This window comes from Weissella paramesenteroides (genome assembly GCF_051903945.1).
GTDB lineage: Bacteria > Bacillota > Bacilli > Lactobacillales > Lactobacillaceae > Weissella > Weissella paramesenteroides_A.
Window position 1 is genome coordinate 505,460 of record NZ_CP192268.1, and the last position, 21,413, is coordinate 526,872.

Here is a 21,413-nt window from a genome sequence, read left to right on the forward strand (position 1 = left end):
GTAAAATATTAATGTCTTTTTGTGGTTAGCATGCGTATAATATCTTTTGAATAGTAAATAGGAGGAGAGCAAAGCATGGCGCAAGGCGTAAAAATTGTTGCTTCATCTCATTATGTGCCGCAAGACATTGTGACTAATGATAATTTAGCTACAATCATGGATACAAATGATGAATGGATTCAAGCACATACGGGTATAAAGACCCGGCATGTTTCATTGCGAGGAGAAAACACTTCGGACTTAGCCACTAAGGCAGCGCAACAAGCACTCGCTCAAACATCACTTACACCAGCTGAGATTGGGTTAATAATTGTAACAACATTTACACCGGACGGATTGGCACCATCGACAGCAGCTCTGGTACAAAAAAATATACAGGCAGAGAATGCCTGGGCATATGACATTTCCACAGCATGCGCGGGATTTATCTTTGGTTTGAGTACAGCTGATAAATTTTTGAAAGCTGGTACTGCGAAGTATGCGTTAGTTATATCTGCCGAAGTTAACTCAAAAATGATGGATTTTAAAGATCGTGCTTCTTCAGTCTTTTTTGGGGATGGTGCGGGAGCATTCATATTGGAGGCAAGTGAACAATCACTACTAGTGGCAGAAGAAATGCATACCATTGGTAATGCGGAAGTTGTGCATTCAGGGCGTATTCAACCTTTACATGAGCTTTCTGCCGATAACTATCCGAAAACAGAAGCTTTTCACCAGGAAGGACGACAAGTTTTTAGCGAAGTTGAACGTCTAATTCCTGACCATATTGCCAACTTTTTGAAGAAAAATGATGTTACACCAGCGAATGTTGATTATTTCATACCGCATCAAGCTAATCTAAGAATAATTGAAATGATTGCTAAAAAATTAGAGCAGCCGATGGAAAAATTTGTAACAAATGTGACAAAATACGGGAATACATCATCAGCTGGTATTGCAATGGGCTTAGACGAATTGCGACACAATACACAATTGACTGGTAAAAAAGTGTTACTAACTGGATTTGGTGCGGGATTTACATATGGAAGTATATTGTGCCAATTTTAATTATCGCTGTATAATGTAATTGAGGAGGCAGAATGGATTATAGTCAGATGTTAGATCAACTAAGATCAGGCGAATTAGATGAATTTGTGGTCACTGCAAAAGAGTTTTCTGATTTTTATGTTGTATGGCGAGATTATCCCTATCAAAATGCAATTAGGGGCACTGCCGAACGTGGTGGTATAATTACATATACAGCAAAAGATGACGAAGCATCATAGAATAAAATTTATAGCTTAACGATAACAAATTATATTTTATGAAAAAAATATGTAAGCGCTTGCGAATATGTCTTATACCTGATAGAATAAACGTATGAAGGTTGGTTAAAATTGATTGTTGAAAGCATAATTTAACTTAACCCAAAGTAAAAGAATAATATTTAAATTTAGAGGAGATTATCACCATGGAATCACGCGAATTTCACATTGTAGCCGAAACTGGTATTCACGCTCGCCCAGCAACTTTGTTGGTACAAGCAGCTTCAAAGTTCTCATCAAACGTCACACTATCATACCAAGGTAAGGACGTTAACTTGAAGTCAATCATGGGTGTTATGTCACTAGGTGTTGGTCAAAACGCAGATGTTAAGATTTCTGCTGAAGGTGATGATGAAGCAGATGCTTTGTCAGCTATTGCAGAAACAATGTCAGCAGAAGGTTTGACAGACTAGTTTTTTAGATTAGGTTAAACAGGTTCTAGGGGAAATAGAATGACTAATAAAATTAAAGGAATTGCTGCATCAAATGGTGTTGCAATTGCAAAGGCTTATAAGTTAGTTGACCCAGATCTGTCTTTTGAGACTCGCACAATCGACGATACTCAAGGTGAGAAAGACCGCATCAAGGCGGCCTTTTTGTCTTCTAAGGCAGATTTGGAAAAGATTCGTGCAAAAGCAGAAGAATCAATGGGTGCGGATGAAGCTGAAGTGTTTACAGCACACATCATGGTTACTGAAGATCCAGAGCTTTTGGGTAACATTAACGATAAAATCGATAGTGATAAAACAAATGCTGAGGCAGCTTTAAAAGCTGTTACAGATATGTTTATTAGCATGTTTGAAGGTATGGCAGATGATAATCCATACATGGCTGAACGTGCCGCTGACATCCGCGATGTGACAAAGCGTGTGTTAAGTCACTTGCTTGATAAGGAATTACCAAATCCAGCATTGATCAATGAAGAAGTTGTTATTGTTGCGCAAGATATGACACCTTCTGATACTGCACAATTAGATCGTCGCTATGTCAAAGGGTTCATTACAAATGTTGGTGGTCGTACGGCACATGCTGCTATTATGGCCCGTACATTGGAAATCCCTGCAATTGTTGGTTCTGAAGTTGCTACGAAGGAAATCAATGAGGGTGACACAGTTATCTTAGATGGTCTTGATGGTGTGGCGTTGGTAAATCCAACAGAAGATGAAATCACGACTTATCAAGCAAAAGGTGATCAATACGCTGCTAAGAAAGTGGAATGGGCTAAGTTGAAAGACGAAAAGTCTGTATCAGCTGACGGCAAAGAATTTGTCATTGGAGCAAATATTGGAACACCAAAAGACCTTGATGGTGTCATTGATAATGGTGCTGAAGGTGTTGGACTATATCGTACAGAGTTCTTGTACATGGATTCTTCAGAATTGCCAACAGAAGATGATCAATTTGAGTCTTATAAAAAGGTATTAAAGAGTATGGACGGTAAGCCAGTTACGGTTCGTACAATGGATATTGGTGGTGATAAGCACTTGCCATATTTGCCATTGCCTGAAGAGGAAAATCCTTTCCTTGGCTACCGTGCCATTCGTATTTCTCTAGATCGTGACGATATTTTCCGTACGCAGTTACGTGCATTACTACGTGCTTCAGTTTACGGACAACTTTGGATCATGTTCCCAATGGTTGCAACGTTACCAGAATTCCGTGCTGCTCGTGACATTTTCAATGAAGAAAAGGCTAAGTTAGTTGCAGAGGGTACGCCAGTGTCAGATGACATTAAACTTGGTATTATGATTGAAATTCCAGCGGCTGCGGTTTTGGCAGATAAGTTTGCACAAGAAGTGGACTTTTTCTCAATTGGAACCAATGACTTAATTGGGTACTCTATGGCTGCTGATCGTGGTAATGATCGTGTGTCATATTTGTACCAACCATACAACCCATCAATCTTACGCTTGGTTAAGAATGTGATTGATTCCGCACATAAGTATGGTAAGTTTGCTGCAATGTGTGGTGAGATGGCAGGAGACCCAATTGCATTGCCAATTCTTGTTGGTATGGGATTAGATGAGTTCTCAATGTCTGCAACTTCTATTCTACAGGCACGTTCATTGATGAAGAAGTTGGACACGAAAGATATGGCTGAATTAGCTGCTAAAGCTGTTGATGCCGAAACAAATGATGAAGTTGTTGCGTTAGTAAAATCTAATGTTTCAGCTGACTAGTTGATAAAAATTGTGAGAGCGACCAAAATGGTTGTTCTTTTTTTTAACCATTTTTACAATTTCGTTTTCCACGCTTAGTAATTTTTCTCAAAATATGTTACCGGTAACATTTAATAGCTGGTTAAATATAATTAATATCATTATTTTATAATAAATAAATATTTTAAAATGTAATAATATTTAAATAAATAACAATTGTGATTTATTTATTGAAAAACATATTTTGTAAGCGTTTTCTTTTTAGAACGAATTAGGATTGAATATTTAATCTAGCTCATATATGCTAAAACCATTAATGAAATATTTGGGGGAATATATAGATGTCTACAAAATGGTGGCAAAACGAGATTGTTTATCAGATTTATCCACGTTCTTTTCAAGATACGAATCATGATGGCATTGGTGATATTCAAGGAATGATTGATCATTTGGATTACATTCAAGAATTAGGGGTCACAATGATTTGGGTAGCACCAATTTACAAATCACCAATGGTTGATATGGGTTATGATATTGCTGATTATCAAGACATTGATCCGCAATTTGGTTCACTAGATGAGTTTAAAGTTTTCTTGTCTGAAGCTAAAAAACGTCATATTAAAGTGATTATGGATTTAGTTGTCAATCATACTTCTGATCAACATGAATGGTTTAAACAAGCATTAGCAGATCCCGAAAGTAAGTACCGTGATTACTTTATTTTTAAAAGGACCAATAATGGCGATGTACCGAATAATTGGCGTAGTATTTTCGGTGGCTCAACATGGGAGCCAGTTGTTGATGAGCCAAATACGTTCTATTTTCATACTTTTGCCCCACAACAACCAGATCTTAATTGGGAAAACCCGGCGTTGCGTCAGGAAATATATCAAATGATTAACTGGTGGTTGGAATTAGGTGTGGCAGGATTCAGAGTTGATGCGATTACTCATTTGAAGAAAGACTTAGATTGGGCTAGTTTACCTGCCGATGGCAGTGATGGCCTGGTCTCGGTTATTAAGAAGGGGCAAAATCGACCAGGTATTGATGCCTTCTTGAAAGAACTGAAGCAAGAAACATTTGATAAATATGATGCCATTACAGTTGGTGAAGCATACGGTGTTCCGGAGAAAGATTTAAAGAAATATATTGGTCCAAATGGCTATTTTTCGATGATCTTTGACTTTTCATATATGAATATTGATGTCCTAAATACTGATGAATGGTATCGTGGCCGTAGTCAATGGACAGTAAAGGATCTGCGTGAAGCACTATTTGAGTCACAACAGGTTGCTGGTCAGGTTCCTGGTACACTTGCCAATGTTTTAGAGAATCATGATCAACCCAGAGTATTATCAAAGCTAGTACCTGATAAGCATGATCAAACACCCACAGCCGCAAAGGCATTGGCAACCATGTATTATTTCTTACCAGGTGTGCCATTTATTTACCAAGGCCAAGAGATAGGAATGAAGAATTTCGTCCGTAAGGATATTTCAGAATTTAATGATGTCTCATCAATCAATAATTATCAAATGGCGATTAAGGATGGTTATTCTAAGGAAAGTGCTCTAGCATCGATTAACGATAAATCACGTGATAATGCACGAGTACCAATGCAATGGAATAGTTCTAAATTTGCTGGCTTCTCTGAAACAGAACCATGGCTTGATATGGGAAATGATAGAGAAGGCATTGATGTACAGACAGAGTCAGCAGATGAAAATTCTGTTTTGAACTATTACAAGAGATTAGGTCAACTGCATCATGATTTAGCATGGCAATCAGTTATAACCACAGGTGATTTCCAACCAATTGTTTCATTGCCTGAAACAGTTATTGGCTATCAGCGCATACTTGGTGGACAAGTATTAACGGTATTTGTTAATCTAAGCCATGAATTAGCAGAATTTGATGCGCGCCATGCTGGAGACGTGTTAGAAAAAGTAGGAAATATCACAATCGATGACATTCATGTTAAAATGGCTGGATACTCAGCAGTAGTTATGGGACTTAATGCCAATTAACGATTGTGAATAATAAAGTAAGGTGCATATTTCATATTGGTCTTATAAACTGTTGGATGATTTATTAGTCATTCGGTTTATGGCATACGATTAAGGTCATCAATCTATCAACTTAAAATTGGTAGGTTGATGACCTTTTTCATGTGAATTAAGCAATTTTATCTGAACCAGTATAATATCAAAACATTGATTTGTTCATTAAGTAAATTTGAATTGGTAAGCGTGGTATAATCAGAATAAGCACGATGAGGGGTGGTAAAAGAGGATGTTACGACGACCAATTGTTATAGCAAACTGGAAAATGAACAAATTGCCAAGTGAGGTAGAACGTTATATCGCTGAAGTTTCGCCAAAATTGGCAGCATATCCGCATGTGGATGCAGTATTAGCAGGACAAGATGTCTTGTTAAATGCAATGGTGACTGCTGCTAAGGGAACATCAATTGAAATTGGGGCTGAAAATATGTACTGGCAGGATAAGGGTGCATATACAGGTGAAACAAGTCCAGCAGCACTTGCTGATTTAGGCATTAGTCGAGTGATTATTGGTCACTCTGAGCGCCGAAACTATTTTCGTGAAACGGATGAAATGGTCAATCTAAAAACATTGGCTGCTTTGCGTAATGGTGTATCACCAATTATTGCAATTGATGAAGCTGTTCAATTGGAATCACTCAATGACCACGCACATTGGATTGTAAACCAGGTGGTTGAATCATTAAAGGGTGTGACACGTGAAGAAATGAGTCGATTAATGTTGGCTTATGAACCAACGGCAGCGATTGGATCAGGGCAAGCAATGGGTCCAGAAGCAGCACAAAAAAGTTTGCGAGTGATTCGTCAAACAGTTGCGGATATGTTTGATCAAGAAGTTGCGGATCATGTTCGAATTTTGTATGGAGGTTCTGTGAAACCAGCAAATGCGTATGAACTTTTGAAACAGCCAGACATTGATGGTGTTTTAGTTGGGGATGCCGCATTGGATGCCGCAACATTTATTGAACTGATCAGTTTAGCAGAGCAAGCAAAACGTAATTTATAACAAATTAAAAGGGTGTCAATCTAATAGGTAGATTGACACCCTTTCAGTTTCTAATGGTTATGTTTCATTGTTAATCAACAGATGAGATAGCCGTGTCAGGTGCGGGAGTCACAACTGAACTTTCCTGTGTATTGCTTGTTTCTTTACTACTATCAGATTCTTTTGAGTTTGAATCACGATTTGTAGTCGAGTTTTCAGAGCCACTAGTGCTAGAACTTTCGCTGCTATTAACTGAACTACTATTACTTGAGGAATTAGAAGAGCTAGAGTTATTTGAACTACTTGAAGAGCTAGAACTGCTTGAAGAAGTAGAAGAGCTTGAAGAACTAGAACTGTTAGAAGAACTTGAAGAACTAGAGTTACTTGAAGAATTGCTTGAAGTAGAAGAACTCGGTATGCTAGATGAACTGTAGCTACTTGAACTATGTTGTGAACTAGAACTTGTTGGTTGACTTGATGAGCTATCTCGATTTGTGTTGGTTGAATGAGATAACATTTCTTGACTTGTGGCTCGTTGGGAAGTCTGGGAATCTTTAGGCTTTTGAGAGGTCATCACAGTACGATGAGGATCAACTGCACTTTCAGAGTTACTAGAGATGACTGAGACACCACTGGCAGCTAATCTCGAACTAAATTTTGCTAAGTTTGATCTTGATTCTGCTTTAGATTGTTTTTGTGCTTGTAGATGGGTGACTTGCTCTTTTGGATCTGTTAACCAGCCAGAAAAAGCTTGTGATGTACTTAGGAAGAAGATTGGAATGATGAATAATAGACAAACTAATAATGAAATTGTGAAAATTGCTCTTTTCATAAATCTTCTCCCCAAAAATAATGTAATAACAAGTATAGTTTAACGTGCTTAACAATTACATGACAGTCAATAGTATAACAAAACAACAACAAATAACTTGCAAATTAGTAACGTCAGCGCGGAAATTTTTAAGAATAATTAAAAAGCGGTCGCTTGATTGTGAAGATAATGCGAATTTTCTGTGTTCGTTATTAAACTTACAGACGTCGTTGTTAGCATATACTGTGAATTATGTTACAATAAGTCTCGAGGGATATTCCCATATTTAACTATACTTTCAAGAATAAGTAAGGAGAAGACAACATGTCTGCAATTACTGATATTTATGCACGCGAAGTTTTAGACTCACGTGGTAACCCTACTGTTGAAGTTGAAGTTTACACTGAATTAGGTGGCTTTGGTCGTGGTATCGTGCCATCTGGTGCTTCAACTGGTGTTAACGAAGCTGTCGAATTACGTGATGGTGATAAGGGTCGTTTCCTTGGAAAAGGAACTTTAAAGGCTGTTGAAAATGTTAACAAAGTAATCAAGGACAAGTTGATTGGTATGGATGTTACTGATCAAGTTTTGTTGGATCGCACAATGATCGACTTGGATGGTACGCCAAACAAGGGTAAGTTGGGTGCCAACGCTATCTTAGGTGTTTCAATTGCAGCTGCACGTGCCGCTGCTGATGAATTAGGTACACCATTGTACAACTACCTTGGTGGATTTAACTCAAAGGTCTTGCCAACACCAATGATGAACGTTGTTAATGGTGGAGCACACGCTGATAACTCAGTCGACTTCCAAGAGTTCATGATTATGCCAGTTGGTGCTAAGTCAGTTGCTGAAGCTGTTCGTATGGGTTCAGAAACTTTCCACGCTTTGCAAGCTTTGTTGAAGGAACCAGGTCATTCAACTGCTGTTGGTGACGAAGGTGGATTTGCCCCTAACTTTACTTCAAATGAAGAGCCATTCCAATACTTGTTGCAAGCGATTGAACGCGCTGGTTACAAGCCAGGAAAGGATGTGGCAATTGCCTTTGACGTTGCCTCTTCAGAATTCTATGATCATGAAAAGAAGATTTATACATTGGCTGGTGAACCTGATAAGAAGGAATACACAACTGATGAATTCATCGATTATCTAGAAAACTTGATTGAGAAGTACCCAGTTGTTTCTGTTGAGGATCCTTTGGCAGAAGCTGAAGATTTGAACGATGAAGAGCAATGGGATAACTGGGCAAAGTTGACTGAGCGTCTTGGTAACAAGGTACAAATCGTTGGTGATGACTTCTTCGTAACGAACACTGACTTCTTGGCAAAGGGTATTGCTAAGGGTGCTGCCAATGCTATCTTGATTAAGGTTAACCAAATCGGAACTTTGACAGAGACTGTTGAAGCAATCGAAATGGCAAAGGAAGCTGGTTATACAGCTATCGTTTCACATCGTTCAGGTGAAACTGAAGATACAACAATTGCTGACTTGGTTGTTGCAACCAACGCTGGTCAAATTAAGACTGGTTCAATGTCACGTACTGACCGTATCGCTAAGTACAATCAATTGATGCGTATTGAAGATTTGTTGACTGATAAGGTTGCGGAATACAAGGGTATTAACAGCTTCTACAACATTGACAAGTCTGCACGTGATGCAATTGTTAACTACGAAGCAAAATAATTAATTAGCATAAAAGTATGTGAGACTGATGAAATTATTGATCAGTCTCACTTTTTTTATTGAGACAATTTATTACCTATGTTATGCTATAAAAGTATATATGATTAGAGATAGAAGAAAGAGGAGGCACCAGGATGTACAACATACTATTAACAGCAATGATTATAGTGGGTGCACTAATTATTATTGCGGTTATGATGCAACCATCTAAGCAACAGGATGCTTTGTCAGCATTATCAGGTGGCGGTGGTGGTGACTTGTTTGCAACCCAAAAGGCCCGGGGATTTGTCGCTGTGATGCAACGAGTTACAGCAGTTCTTGCAGCAATCTGGTTTATTTTGGGATTGGCGCTTGTTTACCTTTCTTCACATTAAAAATAACCAGTGCTCAAGACCTCTCGTGACAGTTATTACGAGGGGTCTTTCATTTTAAGAATAGTGAGAAATTAATGGAGTTACAAAATTTACAAAACCAATTATTTGGTTTTTTGAAAGGTAATCCAACCCAAGCGTATCCAGCACAAACGTTAACAGATGGGTTGCGATTAAATGATGCAAATGCTTTTAAACTAGTTGTGCAAGCATTAGCGGCTTTGGAACGTGCTGGCAAAGTTAAGGTCAACGATGCTGGGGCATTCCAGTACAATGCTGATCATGAAGGTGTGATTGGAATCTTTAAGGCCAATGATAAAGGCTTCGGGTTTGTTCATTACGATGAAACGGCACCAGATGTGTTTATTAACCCAGATAATACGGCCTTTGCAACCCAAGGCGATGAAGTACGCGTAAAATTACTGAATAAAGGTGATGAGAAACGCGGTCCAGAGGGTAAGGTTGAGGAAATTATTACTCACGGACGTGAACAAGTTGTTGGAGAATTCGCTCTCGGTAGTGACTACACGGGCTATATTGGTAGCATACGATTAACTGATAAAAAGTTTTCTTCATTTGAATTTTTAGTCAAAGAAGGTGGTTTAGTTGCTACAGATGGTGAAGTTGTTGTGGCATCCATTGCAACATATCCGTCAGCTGAGATGCCAAAGCACTTTACAGGTGTCATAACAGACAAAATTGGTTATAAAGATGATCCTGGTGTTGATATTTTGGAAATTGTTTACAACCACGACGTGCCACACGTATTTCCTGAAGATGCAATGAAGCAGGCAGAAGCGATTCCTGACGAAGTCTTAGATAGTGAACGTGAGGGACGTGAAGATATTACCGACCAACCATTAGTTACAATTGATTCAATTGAATCAAAAGACTTGGATGATGCGGTTGTTGTTTGGAAGTTACCAAATGGTAATTTCCATTTAGGCGTTCATATTGCTGATGTGTCACATTATGCGATTGAAGGGACACCTTTGGATGAAGAAGCTTATAGTCGTGGTACATCTGTTTATCTAACGGATCGTGTGATTCCCATGTTGCCACGTAAAATCTCAAATGGGATTGCTTCATTGAATCCAGGTGTTGATAGATTAGCGATGTCGGCTGAAATGGAGTTCACGCCAAAAGGGAACTTGGTTAATCATCGTCTACATACATCAGTGATGCGATCACATGCACGTATGACTTATAAGGCAGTGAATGCCATCTTGGATGGTGATGAAGAAACACGTTCTGAATATGCAGAATTAGTTCCAATGTTTGAAGACATGGCTGAACTACATCAGATTTTGTCGGCAAAGCGTACGGCACGAGGAGCAATTGAGTTTGATGCACCCGAAGCAAAAATTATTGTTGATGATCAAGGAAAACCCACTGATATTGAATTACGTGAACGTGGTTTATCAGAACGGATTATTGAATCATTCATGTTAGCAGCAAATGAAACTGTTGCGATGCACTTTGACTTAGCTAAGGTACCATTCTTATATCGTATTCACGAAACGCCGGATGCTGATCGTGTGCAAAACTTTGTTGAATTTGTAAAAGCTTTGGGAGCACCAGTAAAGTTGGATCCTGAAAAGATACAGTCAACCGATTTGCAAGCGATTCATAATTTCTTTGTTGGTCGTCCGGAAGAGCAGATGGTTTCAACGATGATGCTTCGCACAATGAAACAAGCAAAGTATTCAAATGAACCATTAGGTCACTTTGGAATTGGTGCACAATACTATACACACTTTACATCACCAATTCGTCGTTATCCTGATTTAACTGTTCACCGATTGATCAAATGGTATGAAAAGAATGGGCTTGGTGAAGAAGCACAGGCAAAGTACGCAGATAAACTCGCACAAATTGGTGAAGATACTTCTGTTAAAGAGCGTCGTGCAGTCGATACGGAGCGTGATACTGACGCGATGAAGAAGGCTGAGTTCATGATGGACAAAGTTGGTCAAGAGTTTGATGGTGTTGTCAACGGTGTGTTAAAGTTCGGTATGTTTGTTTCATTAGAAAACACAGTTGAAGGATTGATTCACGTGTCAAACTTTACTGATGATCAATATGTTTATGATGAGGCACACATGGCATTGATTGGTCGTCGCTTACATCATATCTATCAGATTGGTCAACCGGTGAAAGTTCGTGTTGTTCGTGTTGATAAGGAACAAGCATCGATTGACTTTGTGCTGGTAGATCCAGATGAAGCACCTTTGACTGACATCAAGGTACCAGAAGAACATCGTGGGGCATTTGGTAAAAATCGTGGTGAGCGCCGTCAACATGATAAGCGTAATCATTCGTCAAAGGGCAACAAAACTCATAATGATGGTAAGGCATTTGGTGCCTATCAAAATAAACGTAAACCAGATTCCAAGCATCAAGGTACTAACCGAAAAGGTCGTCATTAGTAATTAGAATCAGGGGGTTGTCATGGCTAAAAAAAAGCAGCGTGCTGATGGTGCATTGGCAACTAATAATAAAGCACGATATAATTATGCAATTGCTGAAACTTATGAAGCAGGCATTGAATTGACTGGAACAGAAATCAAATCAGTTCGTGCTAGCAAAATCACGATTGGGGATGGCTTTGTTCAAGTTCGTGATGGCCAAGCTTGGTTAGATAATGTGCATATTAGTCCATTCGAACAGGGGAATCGGTTTAACCACGATCCGCTACGTAGTCGACGGTTACTCTTGCATAAGAAAGAAATTCAAGTATTACAGGCTGCTGTTGCACAACAAGGTAAAACGATTGTGCCCTTGAAAGTTTATCTAAAACATGGTTTTGCAAAGGTTTTAATTGGTGTTGCAACCGGTAAGCATAATTATGATAAACGTGAAACAATCAAAAAGCGTGATCAAGATCGTGAGCTACATCGAACAATGAAGAAACGTTATTGATAATTTTTAAAAACATTGGTTTGATAGTGATTCAACATAGAATCCATTAAATCAGTGTTTTTAATTTACTGACAAATTATATTTAGTGTCAGAAAAACTGACACAAGATAGCTTTTTATAGTGTGAATAGCGTAAAATAAATTAGTATGAATGTAAAAATTAGAGTCTTGGAGGAATAGACAATGCGCAAGTGGTTAATTAGTCTAATGGCGTTAGTTGGGCTGGCAGTTGGGATAACAGTAAGTTCACCAGCTGTGCATGCAGCAACACCAAACTATACCATTACAACTGATACAACATTTCCACCATTTGAGTTTCAAACAGATAACGGGAAGTATCGTGGAATTGATATGGATATGTTGAAAGAAATTTCAAAACGCGAAAACTTTACCTATACACTAAAGCCGATGAGCTTCAATGCTGGTGTGCAGGCAGTTCAGGCCGGTCAAGTTGATGGTATCGTTGCTGGTATGTCCATAACAGACGAGCGTAAAAATACTTTTGACTTTGGAACACCATACTATAAAAGCGGTATTGTTATGGCAGTCTCACAAAAATCAAAAATTAAGGGATTGTCTGACCTAAAAGGGAAAACAGTTGCTGCAAAAACAGGTAGTGCTGGAGCAGATTACGCACGTGAAATGTCAAAAAAGTATGGTTTTAAGGTGACCTTCTTTAATGATTCAAATACGATGTATAATGATGTTTTGATTGGTAATACGGTTGCTGTTTTTGAGGATCAACCAGTTATGGCATATGCGATTCAGCAAGGTACAAATCTAAAAATTGTCACAAAACCAGCCAAAGGTAATTGGTATGGTTTTGGTGTCAAAAAGTCTGCTAATGCTGAACTATTAAAAAAATTCAATGCGGGTTATGCAGAAATCGTAAAAGATGGTACTTATGACAAAATTGTTAACCGATATCTAGGAAAAGGTGGCTACAACTATAAAAAGAATGCAGCTAACCAAACTGAAAATCAAAAAACAACTATTTGGGATCTTTTTAAAGAAAATAAGAGTGCGCTATCTAGTGGGCTAGTTAAGACGTTAGAGTTGACCTTGGTGGGAATTATTCTGGCAGCCATTTGGGGAATATTCCTAGGTATTTTAGGCGTTATGCCAAGTAAGTTTGCTCGTGGCCTTTCAACGACAATTATTTATATTTTCCGTGGGTTACCAATGCTTGTTCTAGCTTTCTTTATATATATTGGAATTCCCAACTTAACTGGACAAAAAATTCCGGCATTTACAGCGGGTGTTATCACATTGATTTTGAATGAAGGTGCTTATATTGGTGCTTTCGTTAGTGGTGGATTTAAGTCGGTCGATTCAGGACAGCTTGAAGCAGCACGTTCATTGGGGCTACCTTATGGTAAGGCAATGCGCAAAGTTGTTATGCCACAAGGAATTCGCTTAATGATACCAAGTTTTATTAACCAATTTATTATTACGTTGAAGGATACATCAATTCTGTCAGCAATTGGTATTATTGAATTAACACAAACAGGTACATTAATCATTGCGCGTAATTTGCAAGGATTTAGAGTCTGGTTAATGATTGCAGTTCTATATCTTATCGTTATTACACTATTAACTTGGTTATCAAATTGGGTAGAAAAGAGGATCAAATAATGGCAACAGTTATTGAAGCACGTGATGTTCATAAAAGCTTTGGAAAAAATGAAGTGCTAAAAGGATTGAGCTTGGCTGTTGAAGAAGGTGAAGTTGTCGTAATGATTGGCCCTTCTGGTTCTGGTAAATCTACATTTCTACGTGCATTGAATAAGCTTGAAGAAATTAATAGTGGTGAAATTGCGATTGATGGTCAGAATATCAATCAGCCTAAGGTGAATATCGACAAGATACGTGAAAAGGTTGGTATGGTATTCCAACACTTTAACCTTTTTCCTCATCTAACAGTCATGGAGAATATGACGTTAGCACCAGTACAATTAGGTAAGATGACCAAAAGTGAAGCGATTGCAAATGCTAAAAGTCTTTTAGATCGTGTTGGTCTAGCTGATAAGGCAGATGTTAAGCCTGACACCTTATCTGGTGGTCAAAAGCAACGTGTTGCAATTGCGCGTGCTTTGGCTATGAATCCGGAAATTATGTTATTTGATGAACCAACATCAGCATTAGACCCAGAAATGGTTGGTGATGTTTTAGCAGTTATGAAAGAACTTGCTGAAGAAGGTATGACGATGATTGTGGTGACTCACGAAATGGGCTTTGCTAAACAGGTCGCTGATCGTGTGGTATTCTTCGCAGATGGTTATATTCGTGAAGAAGGTGCACCAAAAGAAATTTTTGATCATCCACAAGATCCACGTACACGTGATTTCTTAGACAAAGTTTTGAATGTATAAATAAGAGAGCGAGACAAAAGCCGGCTTCAGACTTTTGGAACGCGTTTATGCTATAAAACTAATATGCTCTTAATTACGCACTTTTAGCGCAAAAAATAGAGGCTGAGACAATTTCTGTCCCAGCCTTTTTATTTTTTAGGTAGATATTTTAATGTTTTAGAATTAATAAATGGTGTCAAACGTGGGACTGGCATATTGAAAATACTTGGCCAAGCTAGTGGGTGCCCATGAGCAATAAATTCCCATCGATCTAAAAAGGCAATAATCAATAATAAAAGTGGCTCTTGATGTGTATCAGAAATTTTGATTAATAGACGTTGATCTTTACTTGGGGTTGCAGTTGCTAATTGTTGACTAACTGTTTTTATTTGAAAGTGACGTTTTTCAAGACTACCAAGGACAAACCAGTTTAAGTTGTTTACAAATAATAATTCGTGTAACTTCAGTGAAAGACCGATTGAACCGACTTCTCGTTGATGGTTTGCTAAAATGAACCTAGGAATAATACCACTTGAAATTTGTGTAATCTTAGCAAGTGGTTCGTAGGACTGATTATAAATGGTGATTGTATCGTACCGTTGACCGATTTGTCCAGAGATAATGTATTTGACGACATTTGTGTAAGTTGTGACAGTAGTTATACCATCAAATTGTTCACGTACTTTTGACATTAGTAAATCATGCATATAAACACCTCGTCATGACATGAAAAAGATTACTCATCATTTTATTCTAACATAATCATGTTTGAACGTGTTTTAGTCGGTATAATAGATATATATGAATTCAAATTATGAAAATAGGAGTCGATATGCCAGAGCTATTACCAAAAGATTGGGCAGATGCATTGCAATCAGTATTGCAGCCAAATTATATTGGACGCATCCAAGAGTTTTTAGATACAGTTTATTTAGTCGATACGGTTTACCCAGAACGACAAAATGTATTTGCTGCGTTAAAAGAAACCCCGTTAAACAAGGTGAAAGTCGTGATTTTAGGGCAAGATCCATATCCAAACCCTGGACAAGCGCAAGGGTTGAGTTTTTCTGTACCAGCAACGATGGCTCTGCCTAAGTCATTGATTAATATTTATAAAGAATTAACAGATGATTTAGCAGTTACTGCACCCAACAATGGTGATTTACATCCTTGGGCAAAACAAGGTGTTTTACTGTTAAATACAGTTTTAACAGTACCAGCTCACCATGCAGGGGGACATACAGGCGAAGTATGGGAACAGCTGACTGATGAAATTATTAAACTTGTCGCAGAACGAAACCAACCAACTGTTTTTATTTTGTGGGGTAAACAAGCACAAAATAAAAAGCAGCTAATTAACGGCGAACAAAACTTGGTGTTACAAGCGCCTCATCCAAGTCCATTGTCTGCTTATCGTGGCTTTTTTGGCGCTAAGCCATTCAGCAAAACCAACGAATTTTTGCAAAAAAATAATGTTGCACCTATTAAGTGGGTATAAATTGATATATTTTGTTGCTAAAGTGAAACACTTAGAAATGGCTATACATCAATGGGTTTAGTGCCGCTATGGTATAATAGAATACGTAATAAAAAATAATTTTAAAAAAAGACGGGGGTTTGTTGATCATGGAGTTGTTTGAGCAATTAGCAAGTAAGATAAAAGGACAAAATAAGACGCTTGTATTTCCGGAGGGGGAAGATGCACGTGTTCAAGGTGCAGCAATTCGTTTAGCTGCTGATGGCCTAGTTAAGCCAATTTTATTAGGAAAGCAGTCATTGATTGACGCAACGGCTGAAAAACATCAATTTGATTTATCAAACATAACAGTTATTGATCCAGCAAGTTACCCTGAAGATAAGTTGAACGATATGATTCATGAACTTATTGAACGTCGTCATGGCAAGACAGATACAGCGACTGCTAAAAAGTGGGTTACTGATGTGAACTATTTTGGTACGATGTTAGTCTATATGAATTTAGCCGATGGTATGGTATCTGGCGCAACACATCCAACGGGGGATACTGTTCGTCCTGCTTTGCAAATTATCAAAACAGCGCCAGGTTCATCAAGAATTTCTGGTGCGTTTGTCATGCAACGTCATGACGAACGTTATATCTTTGCTGATGCAGCGATCAATATTGACATTGATGCACAAACGATGACAGAAATCGCTATTCAGTCAGCTAAGACGGCAAAAGTTTTTGGTATTGATCCAAAGGTTGCGATGTTAAGCTTTTCTACAAAGGGCTCAGCCAAGGCACCACAAGTAGATAAAGTTTCAGAAGCAACTAAAATTGCTAAGGAACTAGAGCCATCACTAGCACTTGATGGCGAGCTACAATTTGATGCAGCGTTCGTTCCTGAGGTTGCTAAGTCAAAGGCACCAGATTCTGAGATTGCAGGCCAAGCAAATGTCTTTATCTTCCCTGATCTACAATCTGGCAATATTGGGTATAAAATTGCCCAACGTTTAGGCGGCTTTGAAGCGGTTGGCCCAATTTTACAAGGATTAGCAAAGCCTGTTTCAGATTTGTCACGAGGTGCCAATGAGGAAGATGTCTATAAGGTCGCTATTATTACGGCTGCACAGGCATTAGAAAACTAGATAAATTAATAGAGGAGCGACATAACACAAATTCGTTGGGAAATTACAGATGAGATGTGTCATGGCGCTTTTTAATATATAAGGTGAGAGGGACAGCGTATGTGTACGAGTATTTTTCAAGTTGCACGTAATGGTGTACATGTTTTGTCGCGAACAATGGATTGGCCAAGGTTAGAGAATTCACCAATGTTTGTACCTAGAAAATATCAATGGCATTCATCATTTAATCGACATCTCATACAAAACAAGTATGCCTTCATTGGTGGCGGTGAATTAAGTAATAAACGAACAGACATTGCAGATGGTGTTAATGAATATGGTCTATGTGCACAAAAATTAACGTTTGGTAATGGCGCACACTTTGTGGATGAAATTGACGATTCTAAAGTGCAGATTGCACCGTTTGAATTTGTATTTTGGCTATTAGGAAATTTTAAATCCATTGCTGATATCACTGAACATATTGCTGACATTCAACTAATGTCTCAGAAAAATAGTGTCATAAAGTATGGCAATCCTGAATTACATTTTGCTGTCACTGATCCTACGGGGGCCATCGTCGTGATTGAGCCAACGACTTGGCCAATGAGAATTGTGGCGAATCCACTGGGAGTGGTAACTAATAGTCCTCATTTTGAGCGTCAAATTCAGCAATTAGAAAAATATGTTGATTTTAAACCAGAGTTTAAGGCGGGTAAAATGCCAATTAACGTTCCTAAAGTAACGACGGGAAAACTATCCGGAAAAGCGACACCACCAGGTTCTTACTCACCTGGTGCACGCTTTTTAAGAGCAGCGTATCTAAAAGAACGTGCTGATCAACCTGCGGATGAAGCAGAGGCAATTATTACAAGTTGGCATTTATTAGATAGTGTGACGGTACCACAAAATTTGACACATCAGCAAACATTCTCTGTCTACCGAGCAGCTACGGTGGCTGAAAGCCGCAGTTATTATTTTCAGTCTTATCATCAAGGCGAAATGTCTAAATTACAGTTAACGGATGACATGCTAACTGCCACTGAGGCAGTCGTTTATAATGTCCCCGATGAGTTAACAGTTAATCAATTAAATTAAAATATCGTGTAATTAAAGCTCCGTAAAAAGTTTATGTTGAACTGAACCCCAAAAATTGGAGTGACGTTTAAGCGGCTAACTGGTCGGAAAGATTTCGGTATTGAACCGGAGTTCTTCCGGCCAGTTTTGTTTTTATCCGCTTATTGTTGTAGTAATAGACATAGTTAGTTATGCCGGACTTTAATTCGTCATAACTTTGATAATGGTTGTTATGTACCGTTCCTACCTTCAAGATGTGGAAGATACTCTCAGCCATTGCGTTATCTAGGCATGTCGCTTTGCGACTCATGCTCTGGAACACACGGTTAGTCTTTAGCCGTGATACATACTCATAATTTTGATATTGGAAACCTTGGTCAGAGTGAATTGTCATTCGATAATTCAATTCTGGCCTATTTTGTAGAAGCTCATCTAATGGCTTTGTGACGAACTCGACAGTTGGATGAAGATCGATATTCCAAGTGAGAATCTCACCACTATAAACATCAATATAGGCGGTGAAATAAGCACGTTCAGCCATCGTGCCTGATCCCCAACGGACTTCAGTGACGTCGGTGAGAACCTTCTGATATGGTCGATCCGTTGTGAACCGACGGTTTACACGATTCGGTGAGATATGTCCGACAGTGCCGGCGTAAGAATTGTACTTCCGTGTCAGACGGTTGAAAGCAGTACAGAGAAGCCCGTTCATCTTCATAATTTTCAGCACAACCTTATGGTTGGTGTTGAAGCCACGATTACGAAGCTCTTGTGTGACACGACGGTAACCGTAGTCCGGGTTGTCATCACGAATTGATATAATCGCATCAATTAACTCACGTGGATACTCCTTGTACGCACGCTTGCACGCGTCATGATAACTACTGCTAGACATCTCGGCTACTTGAAGAAGCAGCTTCAACTTGCACTTCAACTCTTGCCTTAGCACAGTGATTACTACCGCTTTGTCTTGGTTTGTAATTTCTTCTTTTCCTGAGCTAAGGCCTCGAGTTTTTCCAAGTAGGCTACCTTAATTCGAAGTAGTTCATTCTCTTCTTCGAGCTTCTTGATCTTGTCGTGTTCTTGCTTATTCATAGTTCGTTTCCGCCTTCGTTTATCAGGTTTTAGCCGACCAGACTCTAGCGCACGTTCCCAATGCCAAATTAAAGATGGACTTGTTATCCTAAACTTTCTAGCCGTTATGGGATACGACGCGTTGTGATTCAGTCGCCAATTAATTACCTTGATTTTAAAGGAATACGGATAACTTGTCTTGTTTCTGTGGGAATCTTTGATTCCATAAATACCATCCTGTTTGATTGATTTCACCCAGATTTCAAGAGTCGAATGAGCTTTGATTCCGAATTTTCTCCGTATTTCAACGGGCGGAACACCTTTGAGATACATCGATACTGCTTCAATTTGAATTTCTTTCGAGAACATAAGAAAACCCCATGAGTTAGATTTACTCCAACTCATGGGGTTCAGTTCATGTTGAGCTTTTTTTCCTTTATCTGAGTCGTTTGTGCTCTGTAATCAGTTGGTCAAAAATGGTATACTTTTAACTATGAGAATATTAGTAAACACAGTGAATGAAACACAAGAATTAGCTGCTAAATTGGCAAAAAATGTGGTAGCTAGTGACACAATTTTGTTGTCAGGTGATTTAGGAGCAGGAAAAACTACTTTTACACAGGGATTTGCAAAAGAATTGGGTGTGAGAAGGCCCGTCAAGAGTCCAACGTTTACTTTGGTACGTGAATACCATACAAAGAAGTTTCCTTTATACCATCTGGATGTTTATCGTCTAGGTGAAGAAGGAAATGCAGAGGATTTAGGATTATCAGAGTATTTCGGTGGCGACGGCGTTGCATTAGTTGAATGGTCACAGTATATTAGGCCTGATTTACCTGACGACGTATTAAAAATTTTGTTTGAACGGGTTGCAGGTTCGGAGACAGAAAGACTGATTACAATTACAGCAACTGGTCATCGCTCAAACCAATTACTAGCAGCAATGGAGGCATAATGGAAATATTTGTACGGCCTGCAGATAGACAAGATGCAGTAAAACTGATGGGACTGCTATTTCAATTACAAGATGAATCTAGCACATTTATGATTGCACAAGATCCTGAAACAATCGAAGTAGCGGATGAAGCTGATAATATTGATATTCTGCAGACGACAACGAATAACATTATGCTAGTGTCTGCTACTGAGGAGGGGCAATTAGTTGGTTTGGCTTCGGCTGCAGCAAAGCCTAGACAGCCCAGGGTCGCAGAGATTGGGGTTGCAGTTTTGGCTGATTATCAAGGTAACGGGTTAGCGCAAGCGATGATTGCAGAAATTTTAGACTGGGCAACAACCTTTAGCTCAGTTGATCAATTGGTATTAACAGTACAAACAATTAATGAAGTTGCAATTCATATTTATGAAAAAATGGGCTTTAAGCGTATTCCCGGATCTGAAAGTGAAATTATGAATAGTAATCAAAAGCGGGTACCAGCTTTTGACATGGCCTGGACGGTCAACGATTGATGAGGTGTAACTATGAATTTTATTGCAATGGACTTTGAAACTGCAAGTGCTAAGCGTTATAGTGCTGTATCGCTTGGATTGGCAGTTGTGCGCGATAACAAACTTGTTGATGAATTTTATACATTAATTAAACCAGATAGTTTTTTTGATAAGCGAAATACTCGTATTCATGGCATTACTGAAGCTGATGTCCGTAATGCACCAATTTTTCCAGAAGTTTGGGAGCAAATTCAGCAGTTTTATACACCTAGTCAATTAGTTATCGCTCATAATGCACCGTTTGATAATGGTGTTTTGCGAGAAACATTAACTCATTATGATATTGACTTGCCACATTATTTATCTTTAGATACTGTACGCACTTCACGAAAACTCTATCCAGAATTACCAAATCATAAATTAAATACGGTAGCGGAAGCGTTAGGAATTGATTTAAAGCACCATCATAATGCTCTTAATGATACAGTAGCAGCAGCTGAAATTTTAGTACGGCAAGCAACTGATTTTGGTGTTGAACCATTGAAACAGTTGGTTAAAGTGATTTAATTAAGGAATTGAAAA

At 38.6% G+C, this 21,413-nt stretch carries 23 protein-coding genes; 20 read left to right on the top strand and 3 right to left on the bottom strand.

Annotated elements, in window-relative coordinates; genetic code table 11:
- Positions 1 to 75 precede the first annotated feature (75 nt).
- From ACQ4QH_RS02340 to ACQ4QH_RS02405, 14 genes are all read left to right on the top strand, one after another.
- The gene (locus ACQ4QH_RS02340) at positions 76 to 1,047 is read left to right on the top strand and encodes a beta-ketoacyl-ACP synthase III (RefSeq protein ID WP_439819148.1); all 972 of its coding nucleotides are present in this window, start codon (positions 76 to 78) and stop codon (positions 1,045 to 1,047) included.
- Between the two features lie 32 nt (positions 1,048 to 1,079).
- Positions 1,080 to 1,265, top strand: coding sequence for a hypothetical protein (locus ACQ4QH_RS02345; RefSeq protein WP_140837617.1), 186 nt, complete (start codon positions 1,080 to 1,082; stop codon positions 1,263 to 1,265).
- A gap of 185 nt (positions 1,266 to 1,450) precedes the next feature.
- On the top strand, positions 1,451 to 1,717 hold the full coding sequence (locus ACQ4QH_RS02350) for a phosphocarrier protein HPr (RefSeq protein WP_075269226.1): 267 nt from the start codon (positions 1,451 to 1,453) through the stop codon (positions 1,715 to 1,717).
- Positions 1,718 to 1,756: 39 nt separating this feature from the next.
- Positions 1,757 to 3,484: a phosphoenolpyruvate--protein phosphotransferase gene (ptsP, locus tag ACQ4QH_RS02355; protein WP_439819149.1), complete on the top strand. Its 1,728-nt coding sequence runs from the start codon at positions 1,757 to 1,759 to the stop codon at positions 3,482 to 3,484.
- 320 nt (positions 3,485 to 3,804) lie between these two features.
- The gene (locus tag ACQ4QH_RS02360) at positions 3,805 to 5,490 is read left to right on the top strand and encodes an alpha-glucosidase (RefSeq protein ID WP_439819150.1); all 1,686 of its coding nucleotides are present in this window, start codon (positions 3,805 to 3,807) and stop codon (positions 5,488 to 5,490) included.
- 265 nt (positions 5,491 to 5,755) lie between these two features.
- Positions 5,756 to 6,532, top strand: a complete 777-nt coding sequence (gene tpiA, locus ACQ4QH_RS02365) for a triose-phosphate isomerase (protein ID WP_131473809.1) — start codon at positions 5,756 to 5,758, stop codon at positions 6,530 to 6,532.
- Between the two features lie 92 nt (positions 6,533 to 6,624).
- Entirely contained in the window at positions 6,625 to 6,945 is a 321-nt protein-coding gene (locus ACQ4QH_RS02370) for a hypothetical protein (RefSeq protein ID WP_439819151.1), read from the top strand.
- A gap of 183 nt (positions 6,946 to 7,128) precedes the next feature.
- Complete coding sequence (locus ACQ4QH_RS02375) at positions 7,129 to 7,386, top strand: hypothetical protein (protein ID WP_439819152.1); 258 nt, start codon at positions 7,129 to 7,131, stop codon at positions 7,384 to 7,386.
- A gap of 260 nt (positions 7,387 to 7,646) precedes the next feature.
- Entirely contained in the window at positions 7,647 to 9,005 is a 1,359-nt protein-coding gene (gene eno, locus ACQ4QH_RS02380) for a phosphopyruvate hydratase (RefSeq protein ID WP_439819153.1), read from the top strand.
- Between the two features lie 134 nt (positions 9,006 to 9,139).
- Positions 9,140 to 9,379, top strand: coding sequence for a preprotein translocase subunit SecG (secG, locus tag ACQ4QH_RS02385; protein WP_002828898.1), 240 nt, complete (start codon positions 9,140 to 9,142; stop codon positions 9,377 to 9,379).
- A gap of 74 nt (positions 9,380 to 9,453) precedes the next feature.
- A complete protein-coding gene (rnr, locus tag ACQ4QH_RS02390; protein ID WP_439819154.1) occupies positions 9,454 to 11,805 on the top strand; it encodes a ribonuclease R in 2,352 nt (783 codons plus the stop codon).
- 22 nt (positions 11,806 to 11,827) lie between these two features.
- A complete protein-coding gene (smpB, locus tag ACQ4QH_RS02395) occupies positions 11,828 to 12,298 on the top strand; it encodes an SsrA-binding protein SmpB (protein WP_439819155.1) in 471 nt (156 codons plus the stop codon).
- A gap of 182 nt (positions 12,299 to 12,480) precedes the next feature.
- Positions 12,481 to 13,932, top strand: a complete 1,452-nt coding sequence (locus ACQ4QH_RS02400) for an amino acid ABC transporter substrate-binding protein/permease (protein WP_439819156.1) — start codon at positions 12,481 to 12,483, stop codon at positions 13,930 to 13,932.
- On the top strand, positions 13,932 to 14,669 hold the full coding sequence (locus ACQ4QH_RS02405) for an amino acid ABC transporter ATP-binding protein (protein WP_439819157.1): 738 nt from the start codon (positions 13,932 to 13,934) through the stop codon (positions 14,667 to 14,669). Before ACQ4QH_RS02400 ends, ACQ4QH_RS02405 begins: the two co-directional genes overlap by 1 nt.
- A 128-nt stretch (positions 14,670 to 14,797) precedes the next feature.
- Here the strand turns inward: ACQ4QH_RS02405 and ACQ4QH_RS02410 are convergent, their stop codons facing one another.
- Complete coding sequence (locus tag ACQ4QH_RS02410) at positions 14,798 to 15,355, bottom strand: hypothetical protein (RefSeq protein WP_439819158.1); 558 nt, start codon at positions 15,353 to 15,355, stop codon at positions 14,798 to 14,800.
- Between the two features lie 125 nt (positions 15,356 to 15,480).
- On the opposite strand from ACQ4QH_RS02410, the gene ACQ4QH_RS02415 reads away from it, so the two are divergent.
- The 3 genes from ACQ4QH_RS02415 to ACQ4QH_RS02425 all read left to right on the top strand — a co-directional run bounded on the left by ACQ4QH_RS02415 (position 15,481) and on the right by ACQ4QH_RS02425 (position 18,332).
- Positions 15,481 to 16,146, top strand: a complete 666-nt coding sequence (locus ACQ4QH_RS02415; protein ID WP_439819159.1) for a uracil-DNA glycosylase — start codon at positions 15,481 to 15,483, stop codon at positions 16,144 to 16,146.
- Between the two features lie 128 nt (positions 16,147 to 16,274).
- A complete protein-coding gene (gene pta / locus ACQ4QH_RS02420) occupies positions 16,275 to 17,255 on the top strand; it encodes a phosphate acetyltransferase (RefSeq protein ID WP_439819160.1) in 981 nt (326 codons plus the stop codon).
- A 99-nt stretch (positions 17,256 to 17,354) separates the two neighbouring features.
- Positions 17,355 to 18,332, top strand: a complete 978-nt coding sequence (locus ACQ4QH_RS02425; protein WP_002828888.1) for a linear amide C-N hydrolase — start codon at positions 17,355 to 17,357, stop codon at positions 18,330 to 18,332.
- Positions 18,333 to 18,399: 67 nt separating this feature from the next.
- Here the strand turns inward: ACQ4QH_RS02425 and ACQ4QH_RS02430 are convergent, their stop codons facing one another.
- Positions 18,400 to 19,260, bottom strand: coding sequence for an IS3 family transposase (locus tag ACQ4QH_RS02430; protein WP_002829237.1), 861 nt, complete (start codon positions 19,258 to 19,260; stop codon positions 18,400 to 18,402).
- An 8-nt stretch (positions 19,261 to 19,268) separates the two neighbouring features.
- A complete protein-coding gene (locus ACQ4QH_RS02435; protein ID WP_096740512.1) occupies positions 19,269 to 19,754 on the bottom strand; it encodes a transposase in 486 nt (161 codons plus the stop codon).
- A gap of 124 nt (positions 19,755 to 19,878) precedes the next feature.
- Here ACQ4QH_RS02435 and tsaE point away from each other — a divergent pair, with 124 nt between their 5' ends.
- Genes tsaE through ACQ4QH_RS02450 form a run of 3 tightly spaced genes read left to right on the top strand, consistent with a single transcriptional unit; the run spans position 19,879 to position 21,398 of the window.
- The gene (tsaE, locus tag ACQ4QH_RS02440; protein WP_439819161.1) at positions 19,879 to 20,340 is read left to right on the top strand and encodes a tRNA (adenosine(37)-N6)-threonylcarbamoyltransferase complex ATPase subunit type 1 TsaE; all 462 of its coding nucleotides are present in this window, start codon (positions 19,879 to 19,881) and stop codon (positions 20,338 to 20,340) included.
- Positions 20,340 to 20,852 carry a GNAT family N-acetyltransferase gene (locus ACQ4QH_RS02445; RefSeq protein WP_439819162.1) on the top strand — a complete coding sequence of 171 codons (513 nt, stop codon included), beginning with the start codon at positions 20,340 to 20,342 and terminating at the stop codon, positions 20,850 to 20,852. Before tsaE ends, ACQ4QH_RS02445 begins: the two co-directional genes overlap by 1 nt.
- 12 nt (positions 20,853 to 20,864) lie before the next feature.
- Complete coding sequence (locus tag ACQ4QH_RS02450; protein ID WP_439819163.1) at positions 20,865 to 21,398, top strand: 3'-5' exonuclease; 534 nt, start codon at positions 20,865 to 20,867, stop codon at positions 21,396 to 21,398.
- Positions 21,399 to 21,413: the final 15 nt, after the last annotated feature.

Bases quoted from the DNA above. Each gene is read 5' to 3' on its own strand.
- ACQ4QH_RS02340 (WP_439819148.1), top strand. From the start codon at position 76: ATGGCGCAAGGCGTAAAAATTGTTGCTTCATCTCATTATGTGCCGCAA.
- ACQ4QH_RS02445 (WP_439819162.1), top strand. From the start codon at position 20,340: ATGGAAATATTTGTACGGCCTGCAGATAGACAAGATGCAGTAAAACTG.
- tsaE (WP_439819161.1), top strand. From the start codon at position 19,879: ATGAGAATATTAGTAAACACAGTGAATGAAACACAAGAATTAGCTGCT.
- ACQ4QH_RS02450 (WP_439819163.1), top strand. From the start codon at position 20,865: ATGAATTTTATTGCAATGGACTTTGAAACTGCAAGTGCTAAGCGTTAT.
- ACQ4QH_RS02410 (WP_439819158.1), bottom strand. From the start codon at position 15,355: ATGCATGATTTACTAATGTCAAAAGTACGTGAACAATTTGATGGTATA.
- eno (WP_439819153.1), top strand. From the start codon at position 7,647: ATGTCTGCAATTACTGATATTTATGCACGCGAAGTTTTAGACTCACGT.
- ACQ4QH_RS02400 (WP_439819156.1), top strand. From the start codon at position 12,481: ATGCGCAAGTGGTTAATTAGTCTAATGGCGTTAGTTGGGCTGGCAGTT.
- ACQ4QH_RS02345 (WP_140837617.1), top strand. From the start codon at position 1,080: ATGGATTATAGTCAGATGTTAGATCAACTAAGATCAGGCGAATTAGAT.
- smpB (WP_439819155.1), top strand. From the start codon at position 11,828: ATGGCTAAAAAAAAGCAGCGTGCTGATGGTGCATTGGCAACTAATAAT.
- secG (WP_002828898.1), top strand. From the start codon at position 9,140: ATGTACAACATACTATTAACAGCAATGATTATAGTGGGTGCACTAATT.
- pta (WP_439819160.1), top strand. From the start codon at position 16,275: ATGGAGTTGTTTGAGCAATTAGCAAGTAAGATAAAAGGACAAAATAAG.
- ACQ4QH_RS02375 (WP_439819152.1), top strand. From the start codon at position 7,129: ATGACTGAGACACCACTGGCAGCTAATCTCGAACTAAATTTTGCTAAG.
- ACQ4QH_RS02425 (WP_002828888.1), top strand. From the start codon at position 17,355: ATGTGTACGAGTATTTTTCAAGTTGCACGTAATGGTGTACATGTTTTG.
- ACQ4QH_RS02415 (WP_439819159.1), top strand. From the start codon at position 15,481: ATGCCAGAGCTATTACCAAAAGATTGGGCAGATGCATTGCAATCAGTA.
- ACQ4QH_RS02435 (WP_096740512.1), bottom strand. From the start codon at position 19,754: ATGTTCTCGAAAGAAATTCAAATTGAAGCAGTATCGATGTATCTCAAA.
- ACQ4QH_RS02405 (WP_439819157.1), top strand. From the start codon at position 13,932: ATGGCAACAGTTATTGAAGCACGTGATGTTCATAAAAGCTTTGGAAAA.
- rnr (WP_439819154.1), top strand. From the start codon at position 9,454: ATGGAGTTACAAAATTTACAAAACCAATTATTTGGTTTTTTGAAAGGT.
- ACQ4QH_RS02350 (WP_075269226.1), top strand. From the start codon at position 1,451: ATGGAATCACGCGAATTTCACATTGTAGCCGAAACTGGTATTCACGCT.
- ACQ4QH_RS02360 (WP_439819150.1), top strand. From the start codon at position 3,805: ATGTCTACAAAATGGTGGCAAAACGAGATTGTTTATCAGATTTATCCA.
- ptsP (WP_439819149.1), top strand. From the start codon at position 1,757: ATGACTAATAAAATTAAAGGAATTGCTGCATCAAATGGTGTTGCAATT.
- tpiA (WP_131473809.1), top strand. From the start codon at position 5,756: ATGTTACGACGACCAATTGTTATAGCAAACTGGAAAATGAACAAATTG.